This is a genomic window from Roseateles puraquae (assembly GCF_002205845.1).
GTDB classification, from domain to species: Bacteria; Pseudomonadota; Gammaproteobacteria; order Burkholderiales; family Burkholderiaceae_C; genus Pelomonas; species Pelomonas puraquae.
This window is the reverse complement of record NZ_NISI01000001.1, coordinates 1,285,416-1,300,829: the sequence shown is the minus strand read 5'-3', so window position 1 is coordinate 1,300,829 and position 15,414 is coordinate 1,285,416. Positions and strand designations below refer to the sequence as shown.

The window sequence follows — 15,414 nt, the reverse complement described above, 5'->3', positions numbered from 1 at the left end:
CCGACGGGGTTGTGGGGTGCGCGGCTTGCGTCGCTCGCGGCGCCTGGGCCGTCAAGGGCGGGTTCACCCAAGGCCGGGTACTGGAGCAGCCCCCGACAGCCAGGGCCACACAGAGCAGGCCCGTCGCCTGCAGGACTCGGATCACAGGGCTCATCTCCACGTCACCAGCCAAGCCGGCATCATCGCTGCGCATGGCAAATGCGTTGTGACGCCGCGGTGAACAGCGCCTGATCGCCGGCCGGCCGCCAGCCGGGGCGGCCGGGTTGCAGCCGGCACATTCACTCATGCAACGGATGGCTCCAGAGGCGGACGCGTTGGTCGCTCGGCCACGCTGCGCCAAGCCTGCATGGTGCGCGCCGTGCGGCTGGGTGGTTCGGGTGCGTTGGCCGGCATCAGCGCGGCGGCGGACTGGATGACGCGCACCAGCAAGGGCAGCGTCAGCAGCAGCGGCTGCGCCAGCAGACCCAGGCCTTCCGGTGTGCCCGGTGGGATCATCAGCAACTGGCGCGTCGAGAAGGGCAGCGTGTGCATGTGCTGCGTGAGCTGCAAGGTCGCCATGTCGTGCCAGTGCGGGTCAATGCCGCTCAAGCTGCAGCGCTGGCGCTGATTCAGGTGGAAGGCGGGCGGGTCGGCACGGGCGAAGCGCCGGCGCAGTTCGGCCTGGAGCTCTGCCGGCAGCGTGGCCAGATGTTCATGGGACTCGATGGCCGCCTGCAGGCGCTGGGCGTCGGCGCGGATCTCGTCGATGCCGGGATCTTCCACGCCCAGTGCGGCCAGGACCTTGAGCCGCCGCGTGGCGTCATGCAGCTCCCAGAGCCGGATGCGAAAGCCGCGCTCGGATTCGCTGATGCGGTGGCCGGCCACGTACTCGAAGGCGTCGAAGGCCTCGATGACGCAGCGCGCCAGCGCGCTCATCGACGGCAGCTCGCCCAGGTCGCGCGGCGTGGCCTGCATCGGGTCAGCCGCCAGGCGGCGCAGGGCCACGCAGTGAGCCAGCAGCTTGCCGAAGATGCGTTCGCCATAGGTGGCTTGCGCGCCGTCAGCCGGGTGAGTGGCCCAGACGGCGGCCACAGCCTTGCCATGTTCCAGCACGGCATCGAAAGCCCGAACCGTGGTCCGGTAGTCGCTCCAGGTGTTGAGGTGGTCCAGCATGCGCAGCCTGTCGTTCGTCAGGGTGCGCAGCCTAACCGGTCGGGAGGCTCTCCAGCCGAACGTCCATCCAGCGCGCGGCGAGCACTGGCCATTGGTCGTGGGTCCCTGCCAGGGAACGCAGCGCGAAGCCATGCTCGGCCTGTGGGAAGACATGGGCCTCCACGTCCAGCCCGCGTTGCTGGGCGGCGGTCAGCAGGTTCAGCGCATGCTGCACCGGCACGATGGGGTCATGCAAGGCATAGGCCAGGAACACCGGGCAGCGCGGCAGGCCGTGGGGCTCGGTGGCGATGCCGATCGGCCAGGCGTCGTAGAAGGCCTGCTTCTCGGGTGGCGGGTAGTCCGGCTTGCCGGCGGGGGCCTTGTGATCGCGGTGGTTGGCGTTGAGCGGCGCATAGGCGATGACCGCGCCCACGGCGCCCAGCGCATGCGGCTGGCAGGCCATCACACCGGCCAGGTGACCGCCCGACGACAGGCCCACATGCAGCAACGGCAGCGGTGGCAGCGTGGCGAGGTGGTCGAGCGCGAGCAATCCGTCCTGCAAGGCGATGTCGAAGGGTTGGCCGGCCTGGCCGGGCAGGCGGTGCACCAGCACAAAGGCGTCCAGCCCGAGCGTGTTGAGCCAGTAGGCGACAGCCACGCCCTCCTTGTCGTGCATGAGCTGCAGATAGCCGCCACCCGCGTAGACCAGCGCCCGGCCGCGGGCCGGTGTGGGGGACGGGTAAGCGTGCAATTCGGCGCGCGTGGGCCGGCGGCAGACGCGGTCGGGCGCGTCGCCGTGAAGGGCATTTGGCGCGCCGGGGCTCAGGACGATGAGGTTCATGGTCGGGCGGTCTCGGGGCGAGGCAGGCCGAAGTCGGGCATGCCGTCGGCCGTGAAGCGCACCGGCTGCACCCGGGTCGCGCGGCCGGTGTCCTTCAGCGGGTCGCCAGAGATGTCGCGATAATTGCGGGCGTGATAGACGTTGAGCACGGTGCCATCGGGCTCGACGAGGAAGCTGTTGTGGCCGGGGCCGTAGATGCCGTGCTCGGCGCTGCTCGCGAACACCGGCCCCGGCGACTTGCGCCAGCTGGCCGGGTTCATCACATCAGCGTCCGCATCGGCCCAGAGCAGGCCCAGGCAGTACTCGGCGCCGGTGCCGGCGGCGGAGTAGCTCATGAACACCCGGCCACCGTGGATGAGCACTGCCGGCGCCTCGTTGACCGCGTGGCGCACCTGCTCCCAGGCGTACTCGGGCCGGCTCAGGCGCACCTGCGGCCCGCTCAGCTCGGTCGGGCTCTTCATGCGCGAGAGGTAGAGGTCGGTGCTGTGGTTGCCGGCGGCCGGGTCGGTCTGTGCCCAGGCCATGTAGCGCTGGCCGCGGTGCTCGAACACGGTGGCATCCAGCGTGAAGGTCTCCCACGCGGTCTTGATCTGGCCGCGCTCGATCCAGGCGCCTTGCAGCGGGTCGGGTGACGTGTTCTCCAGCGCCCAGAGGCGGATCTTCCAGGGGTCGCGGGCCTCACCGGCACTGAAGTAGATGAACCAGCGCCCGTCGATGACATGCAGCTCCGGCGCCCAGATGTGCCGGCTCATCGGACCCTGTTCATGGCGGCGCCACACAACCTGGGCTTCGGCGGTGGCCAGGCCCGCGAGGCTGCGGGCGCGGCGCAGCTCCAGCCGGTCGTAGGCGGGCACGGTGGCCATCAGGTAGAGCCAACCGTCGGTGTGGCGCAGCACGTGTGGGTCGGCGCGTTGGGGGATCAGCGGATTGGGCAGTTCCGGCAGCGCCTGACCGATGCCCGGCGGGGTCAGGGTGAGCAGCCCGGCGCCGAGCAGGTGTCGCCGCGAGAGCGTCGCCTCGCTCATGTCATCTGCCTCGCGCGTTGCAGCTGGCCGTCGCGGCGGGCCAGGCGCACGGTCTCGCCGGCAGCGAGCTTCAGGCGCAGCTGGCCACCTGGCCAACGCAGGTCGGTGCTGCCACCCGCGTGGGCCTGCACGCGGACCTCCTGGACTTCGCCCGCGGCCCAGCTCAGCGCGACCTCGAAGCCACCGCGCGCCCGCAGGCCCGCCACGCGGCCCTGGGGCCAGGCCGTTGGCAGCGCGGGCAGCAGTTCGATGCGGCCCCGGTGGCTTTGCAGCAGCATCTCGCAGATGCCGGCAGCGCCGCCGAAGTTGCCGTCGATCTGGAACGGTGGGTGGGCATCGAACAGGTTGGGGTAGCTGCGGCGCGGATGCAGCAGGCGCTGCAGGGTCGAGTAGGCGTGGTCGCCCGCTTTGAGCCGCGCCCACAGGTTGATGCGCCAGCCGATGCCCCAGCCGGTGGTGTCGTCGCCGCGTCGCTCCATCACGTTGCGTGCCGCTGCGGCCAGGGCCGGTGTGTCCTCGGGCGTGATCTGGTCAGAGGGATACAAGGCATACAAATGGGAAACATGTCGGTGCTGCAGCTCAGGGGCTTGCAGGTCCCAGTCGTCCTGCCACTCCTGCAACTGGCCTGCGGCGCCGATGCGGTCGGGCGGCAACTGCTCGCGCATGGCCAGGCAGGCGCGGGCGAAGGGGCGGTCGATGCGCAGCTGGGCGGCGGCCTCGGCTGCGTGGGCGAAGAGGTCGCGCAACAGCTGGTTGTCCATGGCCGGCCCGGCCACCACCGACGAGCCGAAGGGGTGGCTGTTCTCGGGCGAGTTGCTGGGGTTGGTGACCATGAAGCCGCTGCGCGCGTCCTTGACCAGCGTTGCGAGCTGGAACTCGGCGGCACCCTTGAGCAGCGGATACAGGCGCCGCAGCAGCGCCTCATCACGGCGGAACAGCCAGCTCTGCCAGAGCGTGTTTACCAGCCACACGCCACCCATCGGCCACAGGCCCCATTTCGCGCCATCGGTGGGTGCGGCCACCCGCCAGGCGTCGGTGTTGTGGAAGGCGACCCAGCCGGGCGCGTCGTACATCGAGCGGGCCACCTTGGCGCCGGTGACGGCAAGGTCCTCGACCATCGCGATGAGCGGCTCGACAGTCTCACCGAGATGGGTCAGCTCGGCCGGCCAGTAGTTCATCTCCGTGTTGATGTTGATCGTCCACTTGGAGCCCCAGGACGGGTTGACCTTTTCGTTCCAGATGCCCTGCAGATTGGCTGGGAAGCGCGTGCCCGGGCGCGAGCTGGACATCAGCAGGTAGCGGCCGTAGTGCACGTACAGCGCCGCGAGCCCCGGGTCCTGGCCTTCGGCGAAGCGGGCGATGCGCTCGTCGGTGGGCAGGTGGCCGTTGGGCCCCTGGCCCAGGTCGATGGACACGCGGCGGAACAGCGCCTGGTGGGCCTCCCGGTGGGCCTGGCGCAGCGCATCAGGGCCGCGTGAGACGGCGGCAGCGAGCGCGGTGCGGTTGGCGGCGACCGGGTCGCCCGACACATCGTCGAAGCGGCGGTAGCCGGTCGCGCCGGCAATCAGCAGCCACGCTTCATCAGCCCCTTGGATCTGCAGCCCGCCGTCGCGCACCACCAGCTTGCCGCCGCGCGTGAGCGCCTGCAGCCGGCATTCGAACCGCAGCCGGCCTTCGATGCCCTCGAGGGTCGGGCTCATGCCGGCCACCCAGATCGTGTGGCCGCCCTCGCTGCCCTGGCGCTGCCCGTGCGGCGCGGTGAGGGTCAGGTCCAGGCTGACCGCGCGCGGCTTGTCACCGGCGAGCCGCACGACGATGAGCTGGTCGGGGGCGGACACGTACACCTCGCGCACATGCGTGGTGCCGCCTGTCTGGAAGCACGTGCTGGCCAGGGCCTCGTCCAGGTCCAGGCTGCGCTCGTAGCTGCGGGCGTTTTCCAGCCCCGGGAAGACCATCAGCAGTTCGGCCAGCGGCTGGTAGGCCATCTGCCGCGCAGGCTGGCCCAGCAGGGTCTCGTTGGCCAGCTTCTCCGCCTCGGCATAGCGACCGGCGAACACCAGCTCGCGCACCTGCGGCAGGCCCTCGCGGGCGCGTGGGTTGGTGGTGTCGTAGGGGCCGCCTGAGAAGAAACTGCATTCGTTGAGCTGCAGCCGCTCGGTGTGGATGCCGCCGAACACCATGGCCGCCAGCCGGCCATTGCCCACCGGCAGTGCCTGGGTCCATTCGTCAGCGGGGCGGCGGTACCACAGGCGCGCGGCGGTCGGTGCGGCGCCGTCCGCTGCCGAGGCGGCTGCCGGGTGCTGGGCCAGGGCGCGGGGGGCCGAGGCGGCCAGGGCCATCAACCCGGCATGGGCGGCCTGCTGCTGGAGCCAGCGGCGACGTGAAGGATGGGCGATCTTCATCGACATTGAAGAACCTGGAAGTCTTGGATCTGCAGCCGACTGGCCGTGGTGCGCAGTGCGAACCAGCCACTCAGGCGGGGCGCCGGGTCGGCCCGGGTGAAGACGGCCTGACCGTCAACGAGCCAGCGCAGGTGCACGGGGTCGGTGGCGGTGGGCTGGCGCGACACGATCTCGATGTGCAGGCGCTGCCCGGGATGCAGCCGTGTCTGCGTGGTCATCGGCTCCTCGGTGGGTTCGGCGATGGCGGGGTCCGCAAAGCCCGCCAGCAGCCTGCGGTGCTGGCCGTCGTACACGCGCAGCCTCGTCGTGGAGTTGGCATTGGCGCCAAAGCCGACGTAGTAGGTCGTGAGGCTGTCGTAGCTGCCGAAGGCGCCGCTGCGCGCCGCGGGGGCGCCGCCGCCGGGTTCTTCGGCGTTCCAGAACATGTTGAGGTCTGACAGCCGGCCCGCATGCGGCCCGGCGCTGGCGGGCGCGGGCAGGGCCTCGGCGGTGAAGCGGATGGCGTAGTCACCCGCCAGCGGCTCGCGCCACCACAGCGACAGGCCGGCGGGCGTGGCGATGTCGAGCACGCCGTTCTGCGCGGTGACGACAGCGCGCGGGTCCTCGGCCTCCAGCCGCCAGCGCGTCAGGCCGGCGCGGAAGTCATCGGAGGCGATCGTCTGCAGCCGGCGCGGCGCTTCGCACCACGCGGTGGCCATGAGCGGCAACCCGAGGATCAGCCCGCAAAGTGGAAGACGGAAGGCAGTGCCCATTGCTTCGGCTGGTTGTCGGGCTCGACCTCCATCAGCGGGGCCATGTAGTCCCACCAGCGGCGCATCACCGGCTGCAGCGGCAGCTGCTCGAACGGGTAGCCGGGCCTGCGCTTGAGCACGGCAAAGAGGCTCCGCGTGCTCTCGTCCAGGAAGATGGAGTAGTCGTGGATGCCGGCACTGCGCAGGGCCTCGGCCAGTTCGGGCCAGAGCTCGTCGTGGCGCTGCTTGTATGCAGCCACCACGCCGGGCTTGAGCTGCATCTTGAAGGCGAGGATCTCGTCGCTCATTCGGTCGGTCTCCTGGGGTTCTTGTTCAGAGCACGTCTTGCTCGGCCAGCGGCAGGCCGGAGACGTCACGTCGTTGGAGAGAAGGGTCCACGTCCCAATGTTCGGCGCTGAGCCCCGACAGCGCACAGCCCGGGCCGAGGGCGATGGGGGTGCCGAGCTGCATGCGGCAGTGGGCGAAGCGCCAGCCCAGCACGTCCTGGATGTGGCCGCCGCGTTGCGCCTGGATGTCGAGGTCGGTGAAGCGGAAGTCGCGCAGGGGTGCCTCGGCATGGGCGTCCACCTCGAAGGCAGTCCGGGCGCCCCGGGCGCGCAGGTTGTCCAGCCGGACGCCACCGACCTGCGTGCGCCCCTGCTCGGCGGGTACCGGTGTGCTCAGGGTCAGCCAGTGGCGCGGCGCCCGCGCAACTTCGGCAGCCGGCAGCACGGCGCGGCTGTAGGCGGGGTTCCAGTTCATGGTGATGCGCATCACGGTTGCCACGTCGCGGAGCTGGAAGTCCGCCAGGTGCACGTCCTCGATCAGCCCGCCCCGGGTGGGCGACGACTTGAACAGGATGCCCACGGGCACGCCGCCCAGCACCTGGAGGCCCCGCACCCGGATGCGCCGAAAGCCGCCCGACGTCTCGCTGCCGAAGGTGATGCCGGCCGCGCCTTCGCGCACGATGCAGTCCTGGATGTCGATGTCTTCACTCGCGCGCGCCACGCGCAGGCCGTCAGCATCCCGGCCGGCCTTGAGCACCAGGGCGTCGTCGTTGACGGCGATGTCGGCATGCCGGATGCGCACGCGGCGTGACGAGTCGATGTCGATGCCGTCCGTGGAGGGGCCGCGAGCCTCGTCGTTGTTGCGAATGGTGAGGTACTCAACCGCCACGTCTTCGCTGTAGCACAGGTGCAGTGTCCAGAAGCCCGAGCGCCGCAGGAGCAGCCCGTCGCCGATGCGCACTCGCGCCGATTCGAACACCTGCACCAGGCGCGGCCGTTGCGCGTCGTAGTCGGATGCCCAGCGCAGGCCGCGTGGCTCGTAGGCGGCGCGCAGCTGCCAGTAGTGGTCCCAGTAGGCCTGGCCGTCGCCGTCGATGCAGCCTTCGCCGACCAGGCTGACATCGTGTTCGCCATAGATGTTGACGAGGGCCGCCGGCCAGCGCATCTCGATGCCGGCGACTCGCGTGGGCAGCAGCGGGTAGTCGGCCAGGTGGCGCGAGCCGCGCAGCGTGGCGCCGGCTTCCAGGCGCAACGTCATGCCGCTCTTCAGGAAGAGGGCGCCGGTGAGGTAGGTGCCCGGCGGCAGCCGCAGCGTGGCACCTCGCAGCGCGGCCGCATCGATGGCGGCCTGCAGGGCCTGGGTGTCGAGCGTGAGGCCGTCGCCCCGGGCGCCGAAGCTGCGCGCGTCAAGGATCACAGCGTTGCCGCGCGTGGTGACATTTCGGGCCGAGCGCCGGGCCGCTCCCAAGCCGGCCCGCTGGGGCGATGTGCGCGCCGGTCAATCCGGCGCGCATCGCCGTCCCCCCGGGGGACCGGCCAAGGCAGGCCTTGGACGAGGGGCGCCATGATCAGACGATCCCGCTGCCGGAGGCGCCAGCCTTGGGCGGACGCTTGACGGCGACGGCATCGCGATAGCCGCTGGCGCGGTAGGCCGCCACCGGGTCGATGGCGCCGCCCGCGCGCAGCCGGGCCATCGCGAGGATGGGGCTCACGTCGGTGCGGAAGGCGCGCTTCAAGGTCTGCGCCGCCTGCAAGGCATCGTTGCCTTCCTGGAAACCGGCCAGGGCGGTGCGGTCCACAAGAGCGGCCTGCACGAAGGCGCGCTGCACCTCGACGGCACTGCTCATCAGGCTCTCGATCGGGTCGGTCACGTTGTGCGACTGGTCGAGCATGTAGGCCGGGCTGAAGGCCGGGTTGCGCAGCGCGGCATCGGCCAGCTCGTTGAAGACGAGGAAGAGCTGGAAGGGGTCGATGCTGCCCGAGTCCAGGTCGTCGTCGCCGTACTTGCTGTCGTTGAAATGGAAGCCGCCGAGCTTGCCGAACTGCGCCAGGCGCGCCACGATCATCTCGATGTTGGTGTTGGGCGCGTGGTGGCCCAGGTCGACCAGGCACTTGGCCTTGTCGCCGAGCTGCTGCGCCACCGCGAAGCTGGTGCCCCAGTCGGCAATGACGCTGCAGTAGAAAGCCGGCTCGAACAGCTTGTGCTCGATGTACATCAGCCAGTCGGCGGGCAGGGCGGCATAGATGCCCTTGGCGCTGTCGATGTAGCGCTCCAGCGCGCCGCGCAGGTTGCTCTGGCCGGGGAAGTTGGCGCCATCGCCCACCCAGACGGTCAGACCCTTGGAGCCGAGCACCTTGCCGAGCTCGATGCAGTCGATGTTGTGGGCCACGGCCTGCTCGCGCGCGGCCTGGCTCGTGGCGGTGAGGCTGCCGAACTTGTAGGTGTGGGCTTGGCTGGCCTGGTCCTGGAAGGTGTTGGAGTTGACGGCATCAAAGCCCAGCCCGAGGGCATCGGCCTGCTGGCGCAGCGCCCGTGGGTCAGCCGGCTTGTCCCAGGGGAAATGCAGCGACACGGTGGGTGTGGCGCGCGTGAGCTGGTGGATGACGGCGCAGTCTTCCAGCTTCTCGGTCACGTCGCGTGGCTCGCCCACGCCGGGGAAGCGTGCGAAGCGCGTGCCGCCCGTGCCCACGCCCCAGCTGGGCACGGCCACGGCAAAGGTCTGCGCCTTGGCCGTGAGGGCCTCGATGTCCACGCCACGGCGCGACAGCATGTCGCCGAGGGCGTCATAGTCGGCCTGGAGCGCACCGCGCTGGTTGGCGTTGTGTTGCTCGACCTGGGCCGGATCGATGATGAATTGGGTCATGGCTTGTCTCCTGGCCGATTCTTATCGAGTGAAGGCGGCCGCATTGCCGGCGTCGACGTTCAAGACGTTGCCCGTGCTCTTGCCCGACTTGTCGCTGGCCAGGAAGTACACGGCCTCGGCAATGTCCTCCGGCAGCACGCTGAGCTTGAGCATGCTGCGCTGGCGGTAGAACTCTTCGATGTTGTCGGCCTCGATCTTGTTGGAGGCGGCGCGCTCTTCCTTCCACTTGCCGTCCCAGATGCGCGAGCCGCGGATGACGGCGTCGGGGTTCACGACGTTGACGCGCACGCCGATGGCGGCGCCTTCGAGCGCGACGCAGCGCGCCAGGTGGATCTCGGCGGCCTTGGCCGTGCAGTAGGCCGACGCGCCAGCCGAGGCGACCAGGCCGTTCTTGCTGGCCACGAACACCATGCTGCCGCCGATCTTCTGCTGCTTCATCAGGCGGAAGGCGGCGCGGCTCACGAGGAAGTAGCCGGTGACGAGGATGTTCTGGTTGCGGTTCCAGATCTCCAGCGTCGTGTCTTCCAGCGGCGCCGCGGAGGCGATGCCGGCGTTGGAGACGAGGATGTCCAGGCCGCCGAAGCGCAGCGAGGTCGCCTCGATGACGGCCTCGACGGCGGCCTCGGACGTGATGTCGCCCTGAACGGCATCGATGTTGTCCTTGCCGGCCACCTTCAGCAGGTTGGCCTTGGCTTCGGCCAGCGCGCCTGCGTCGATGTCAGTCAGCATCACGCAGGCGCCTTCCTGCAGCAGCTGCCGGGCCACGGCCTGGCCGATGCCGCCGGCGCCGCCGGTGACGAGGGCCACGCGGCCAGCCAGGCTCTTGGGCTTGGGCATGCGCTGCAGCTTGGCTTCTTCGAGCAGCCAGTACTCGATGTCGAAGGCCTCCTGCTCGGGCAGGCCGACGTAGGTGTCCACGCCATTGGCCCCGCGCATCACGTTGATGGCGTTGATGTAGAACTCGCCGGCGATGCGGGCGGTGGCCTTGTCCTTGGCGAAGGACAGCATGCCCACGCCCGGGATCAGGTAAATGACCGGGTTGGCGTCGCGGATGGCCGGGCTGTTGGCGCGTTTGCAGCGCTCGTAGTAGGCCGTGTAGTCGGCACGGTAGGCCTCAAGCGCCGCGTCCAGGCCGGCCAGCAGCGCGTCGACGTCGGGTTTGGCGGGGTCGAAGTCCAGCACCAGCGGGCGGATCTTGGTGCGCAGGAAGTGGTCAGGGCAGGACGTGCCCAGGGCGGCAAGCTTGGCCAGGTCGTGGCTGGCGACGAACTCCAGCACGGCGGGGCTGTCATTGAAATCGCCCAGCTTGCGCTCGCTGGCGCTGATGCGGCCGCGCAGGGCCGGCATGAGCCGGGCCGCCAGCGCAGCGCGCTGGTCGGCGGGCAGGGTGGTGGTCTTGACGCCGCCGAAGACCGGCTGCTTCACGTTCTCGGCCAGCCACTGTTCGGCCAGGCGAATCATCTCCAGCGTGGTCTCGTAGCAGCCCTTGGCAGTCTCGCCCCAGGTGAAGAGGCCATGGCCTTCGAGGATGATGCCCTTGAGGTTGGGCTGCGAGGTGGCCAGGGCTTCGAGCTTCAGGCCCAGGTCGTAGCCCGGGCGCTGCCAGGGCAGCCAGCCGAGCTGGCCACCGAAGATCACCTCGGTCAGGCGGCGGCTGTCGGCGCAGGCAGCAATCGCGATGATGGCGTCCGGGTGCATGTGGTCGACATGCGCCTTCGGGATATAGGCATGCAGCGGGGTATCGATACTCGCAGCGCGGGGATTCAGGTTGTAGGTGCAGTGCGGCAGGTAATCCACCATCTCGTCTTCATGGGCGCGGCCGCGATACCGACCCTTCAGGGCCTGCAGCTTGTCCATGTAGAGCGTGGAGAAACCATCGAGCTTGATACTGCCAAGGTCGCCGCCTGAGCCTTTGACCCACAGCACGTCCACCTCCTGGCCGGTCAGGTAATCCTTCATGCGGACCTTGGCCGAGGTATTGCCGCCGCCGAAATTCGTGACGCGCAGATCCGAACCCAGCAGGTTGGAGCGATACAGCAGCAGTTCGGGTTCGCTCAGCGAGGCGGCGACGGCGTCGTCCCACTTGGAGACGATGGGGGTGTGAGCGGCAGATGGGGCGTGGGCGGTCATCAGGGGGCCTGTGTGTCGGGTCTTCGGTTCACGGGAGCGGCGAGGGCCATTCCCGTCCCGCCTGTGGTGAGAGTCCGGCGGGTGTTCAGCGGGGTATCCAGCGTGGAAACGGGCCGCAGTGTGGGCCGAAACCCGGCCGCCTGCGTGCGCCCGGCGCAGTAAATCAAAAGGATGATCGAAAGGCCGGCGCTGCCCGCGGCCACTCACGAAACGCTCATGGCCGTGAGCGATTCCTGATTGACCCAGTCACCGGACTGACGTAATCTGTACTTGGAACAGCGTTTCACCCGGGCTTTGAGCGATCTTGATCCGAGGCGGGCGGAGTTCCGGCGGCCAGCGCCTGCGCTCGCTGGCGCCCCTGTCGAGCCCGACCTCTGCCGGGCCGCCACGCCCCACGACGCCCGCCCTCCAGAGGCGGGCTCCCACAACGACGAGACAACGGTCGCCACCGGCCTGGCCCGGGCGCCCGACAAAGGTGATCCGATGATCAATCACAAGCGCCACAAACGTCTGCTCAAACTGCTGGACGAGCGCGAGCACGCCAGCGTGCAGCAATTGATGGAATGGCTGTCGGCGTCTGCCGCCACGGTGCGCCGCGATATTTCGTGGCTCGCAGCCAAAAATCAGCTCACCCGCACCCGCGGCGGCGCCCAGCGCCTGGAGCAGAAAAAGAAAGCCTATACGCTGTCCAGCGAAAGCTTTCAAAACAATGCCCAGCAAAATACCGCTGCCAAACGCGCCATCGCCCGTTATGCCACGTCAATGTGCAATAACGGCGAAACCATCATCATCAACGGCGGCACCACCACGTTCATGATGGCGGAGTTTCTCGTCGAGAAACAACTCAAGATACTCACCAATTCCTTCCTGATGGCCGAGCGCCTGCTCGTCACCAGCGACAACGAAATCATCCTGCCGGGCGGCAAGGTCTACCGCGAGCAAAACGTCATCCTGAGTCCCTTCGAGAACGACGTGGCCCAACACCATTACGCGGCCAAGATGTTCATGGGCGTGTATGGCCTGTCCATCCTCGGCTTGATGGAAGCCGACCCGCTGCTCATCCAGGCCGAGAAGCGCCTGATCGGCCAGGCCGAGGAGCTGGTCGTGCTGGTGGATAGCTCCAAGTTCCAGCGCAAGGCGGGCCTGGTGCTGTGCGGCCTGAACCGCGTCTCGACCGTCATCACCGACACCGGCGCCTCCGACAGCGCCGTGCAGCTGCTGGAGCACTATGGCGTTCGCGTCATCACCGTCGAGCCCGAGCCGGTGGACCCGCGCGTGATGGAGGCGTCGGCCATGAGCTCGCATGACTACGCCGCCGTGCTGGAGTCAGGCGCCTATGGCCGCCACGCCGGGCTGCACTCTTGAGCGCTGTGGCCGGCGCCCTTGGCCCGGGCGTCGTCGTTCTGGACATCGGCAAGACGAATGCCAAGCTGACGCTGATTGACGACCAGCAGCACATCCGGGCCGAGCTGCGCACGCCCAACACGGTTCGCCGTGACGGGCCCTATCCGCACCACGACACGGAGCGGCTGTGGCAGTGGATGCTGACCGGGCTGCGCACCATGGCAACGCAGGCCCACATCCGGGCCGTCGTGCCGGTAACCCACGGCGCCACGGCCGCCCTCGTGGACGACCGCGGTCTGGTGCTGCCGGTGCTCGACTATGAGCACGTGCCGGGCGATGCCACCGATGAAGCCCGTTATGACACCCGCCGCCCGGGCTTCGCCGAGAGCGGCTCGCCGCGGCTGCCCGCCGGTCTCAACCTGGGCCGCCAGATTGACTGGCTGCAGGCACGCTTCCCCGCTGAGTTTGCACGGGCGCGGCATCTGCTGACGTACCCGCAGTACTGGGCCTGGCGGCTGTGCGGCGTGGCGGCCAGCGAGGTTACGTCCCTGGGCTGCCACACCGACCTCTGGCGGCCCGCCGAGCAGCGCTTCTCGTCCCTGGTCGAGCACCAGGGCTGGCTGCCGCTCTTCCCGCCGCTGCGCGAAGCCTGGTCGCGCCTGGGCCGCTTGCGGCCCGAGCTGGCCGCTGACACCGGCCTGCCGGCGGATTGCGAGATCGTCTGCGGCATTCATGACAGCAATGCCTCGTTGCTGCGCCATCTGCTGACGCTGCAACAAAGCGGCCCCTGCACCGTGCTGTCCACCGGCACCTGGGTCATCGCGGCGGCGCTCGGTTCGGCCACGCGCCCGCTGGTGGAGGCGCAGGACATGCTGGCCAACTGCGACGTCTTCGGCAATGCCGTGCCTTGCATGCGCTTCATGGGCGGGCGGGAGTTCGGCGCGCTGGCGGGCGAGCGGCCCGCGTCTTTCAGCCTGGCGGACCTGCAGCGGCTGGTGGCGCAGCAGACCCTGGCCCTGCCGTGCTTCGCCGAGACCGGCGGGCCGTTTGCAGGCCAGACGGGCCGCGTGGTGGGCCCGGCGCCGGCATCGCCCGCCGAGCAGGCGGCGCTGGCCACGCTCTACATCACCCTGGTCACCGACCACTGCCTGCACGCCCTGGGTGCCTCCGGCCGCGTCATCGTGGAAGGCGCCTTCACGGCCAACCCCTGGCTCGGCCCGCTGCTGGCCGGGCTGGCCGATGGGCGCGAGGTGATCGTGTCTGACGACAGCAGCGGCACCACCTGCGGGGCGGGGTTGCTGGCGGGATGGGGCATGTCGCCACCGGGCGGCGGTGCAGCGGTGGTGGCGCTGAACATGCCGGGCTTGCGGGCCTATCGCGACGCGTGGCGCAGCCGCGCCGACGCTCGCTGAAGCTGGCTCAGCGGATCAGCGCCTGGTAGGTCAGGTTGCGCACCCGCAGCGCCAGCGTGGAGTTGCCGGCCGGGCGCAGTTGCGTCATCAGCAGGATGACCAGTCGCTCCTTCGGGTCCACGGTGTACTGCGGGAAGTAGGCACTGCCCCAGCCGTAGGCGCCTTCGCTGCCCAGCTCCCTGAAGCCGCCACGCTTCACGTTGACCCAGAAACCCAGGCCGAAGCCATCCGCATCGCCGCGGGCCTTGGGGCCGAGGTGGTCGGCCGTCATCAGCGCCACGGTCTGGGGCGAGAGCAGGCGAACGCCATCGAGCTCGCCGCGGTTGAGCAGCATCTGCAGGAAGCGGCTGTAGTCGCCAGCCGTGGACACCAGGCCCGCGCCACCCGAGGTCAGCTTGCGCGGGCCGTTGACGAAGTCGCTGCGCGCAGCGGTTTCCATCAGCTTGAGCTGCCCGCCTTCCAGGCCGTAGACGTTGGCCAGGCGGGCCGCCTTCTCGGGCGGCACCCAGAAGCTGGTGTCAGGCATGCGCAGCGGGTCGGTGATGCGTTCCTTGATGAAGCGGTCCAGCGGCATGCCCGAGACCACTTCCACCAGCCGGCCGAGCACATCGGTGGCGTAGCCGTAGATGAAGTCTTCGCCGGGCTGGCCTTGCAGCGGCAGCTGGGCCAGGCGGTCGGTCCAGTCGGCCAGGCTCTCGTTGTGGCCGACGAGGTACCAGTCCTTCATGCCGGCGGCCTCATACGCGGCCTTGGCCGGGCCGGGGCCGTAGCTCATGCCGGCGGTGTGGGTCAGCAGGTCGTGGATGGTCAGCGGCCGGCGCGTTGGCTCGGTGCCGCCGCCGGGTAGGGCGACCTGCAGGTGGGCGAAGGCTGGCAGGTAGCGCGCCACCGGGTCTTTCAGCAGGAAGCGGCCTTCCTCGTAGAGCATCATGGCGGCGACCGTCGTGATCGCCTTGGTCATCGAGGCGATGCGGAAGATCGTGTCGACCTTCATCGGCCGGGCGTTCTCGATGTCTTGCTGGCCATAGGCCTTGAAGACCACCGGCTTGCCATCCCGCAGCACCACCATCACGCCGCCGGCGAGCTGGCGCTGCGCCATCTGCTCCTCGATGGCTGCATCCAGCCGCTTCAGGCGCTCCGGCGAGAAGCCGGCCACCAGCGCCGGCTGCGGTGGTGCGGCTTGAACGGCGGGCGCCAGGCCAAGGGTGGCGCAGGCCAGGGCCAGGGCAAGCAGGGTGTGTTTCATG

At 69.4% G+C, this 15,414-nt stretch carries 12 protein-coding genes; 2 read left to right on the top strand and 10 right to left on the bottom strand.

Annotation, left to right across the window (positions count from 1 at the left end; genetic code table 11):
- Positions 1-282: 282 nt before the first annotated feature.
- The 9 genes from CDO81_RS05885 to CDO81_RS05845 all read right to left on the bottom strand — a co-directional run bounded on the left by CDO81_RS05885 (position 283) and on the right by CDO81_RS05845 (position 11,411).
- Complete coding sequence (locus tag CDO81_RS05885) at positions 283-1,152, bottom strand: hypothetical protein (protein ID WP_088482168.1); 870 nt, start codon at positions 1,150-1,152, stop codon at positions 283-285.
- A 31-nt stretch (positions 1,153-1,183) separates the two neighbouring features.
- Positions 1,184-1,972: an alpha/beta hydrolase gene (locus CDO81_RS05880; RefSeq protein WP_088482167.1), complete on the bottom strand. Its 789-nt coding sequence runs from the start codon at positions 1,970-1,972 to the stop codon at positions 1,184-1,186.
- Entirely contained in the window at positions 1,969-2,997 is a 1,029-nt protein-coding gene (locus CDO81_RS05875) for a glycoside hydrolase family 43 protein (protein WP_088482166.1), read from the bottom strand. The genes CDO81_RS05880 and CDO81_RS05875 overlap by 4 nt, the downstream gene beginning before the upstream one ends.
- Positions 2,994-5,399 carry a glycoside hydrolase family 95 protein gene (locus tag CDO81_RS05870; RefSeq protein ID WP_088482165.1) on the bottom strand — a complete coding sequence of 802 codons (2,406 nt, stop codon included), beginning with the start codon at positions 5,397-5,399 and terminating at the stop codon, positions 2,994-2,996. Before CDO81_RS05870 ends, CDO81_RS05875 begins: the two co-directional genes overlap by 4 nt.
- Entirely contained in the window at positions 5,396-6,097 is a 702-nt protein-coding gene (locus CDO81_RS05865; protein WP_088482164.1) for a DUF6250 domain-containing protein, read from the bottom strand. The genes CDO81_RS05870 and CDO81_RS05865 overlap by 4 nt, the downstream gene beginning before the upstream one ends.
- A 17-nt stretch (positions 6,098-6,114) precedes the next feature.
- Positions 6,115-6,438: an L-rhamnose mutarotase gene (locus CDO81_RS05860; RefSeq protein ID WP_088482163.1), complete on the bottom strand. Its 324-nt coding sequence runs from the start codon at positions 6,436-6,438 to the stop codon at positions 6,115-6,117.
- A gap of 25 nt (positions 6,439-6,463) precedes the next feature.
- The gene (locus CDO81_RS05855; RefSeq protein ID WP_206602066.1) at positions 6,464-7,834 is read right to left on the bottom strand and encodes a glycoside hydrolase family 28 protein; all 1,371 of its coding nucleotides are present in this window, start codon (positions 7,832-7,834) and stop codon (positions 6,464-6,466) included.
- A 151-nt stretch (positions 7,835-7,985) separates the two neighbouring features.
- Positions 7,986-9,281 carry an L-rhamnose catabolism isomerase gene (rhaI, locus tag CDO81_RS05850; RefSeq protein ID WP_088482161.1) on the bottom strand — a complete coding sequence of 432 codons (1,296 nt, stop codon included), beginning with the start codon at positions 9,279-9,281 and terminating at the stop codon, positions 7,986-7,988.
- Positions 9,282-9,302: 21 nt separating this feature from the next.
- Positions 9,303-11,411: a bifunctional rhamnulose-1-phosphate aldolase/short-chain dehydrogenase gene (locus tag CDO81_RS05845; protein ID WP_088482160.1), complete on the bottom strand. Its 2,109-nt coding sequence runs from the start codon at positions 11,409-11,411 to the stop codon at positions 9,303-9,305.
- A 483-nt stretch (positions 11,412-11,894) separates the two neighbouring features.
- On the opposite strand from CDO81_RS05845, the gene CDO81_RS05840 reads away from it, so the two are divergent.
- Both CDO81_RS05840 and CDO81_RS05835 read left to right on the top strand, forming a co-directional pair.
- On the top strand, positions 11,895-12,776 hold the full coding sequence (locus tag CDO81_RS05840; protein ID WP_088482159.1) for a DeoR/GlpR family DNA-binding transcription regulator: 882 nt from the start codon (positions 11,895-11,897) through the stop codon (positions 12,774-12,776).
- 5 nt (positions 12,777-12,781) lie between these two features.
- Positions 12,782-14,167 carry an FGGY-family carbohydrate kinase gene (locus tag CDO81_RS05835; protein ID WP_088482458.1) on the top strand — a complete coding sequence of 462 codons (1,386 nt, stop codon included), beginning with the start codon at positions 12,782-12,784 and terminating at the stop codon, positions 14,165-14,167.
- 7 nt (positions 14,168-14,174) lie between these two features.
- Here CDO81_RS05835 and CDO81_RS05830 read toward each other — a convergent pair whose 3' ends face one another.
- Complete coding sequence (locus tag CDO81_RS05830; protein WP_088482158.1) at positions 14,175-15,413, bottom strand: serine hydrolase domain-containing protein; 1,239 nt, start codon at positions 15,411-15,413, stop codon at positions 14,175-14,177.
- Between the last annotated feature and the right edge of the window lies 1 nt (position 15,414).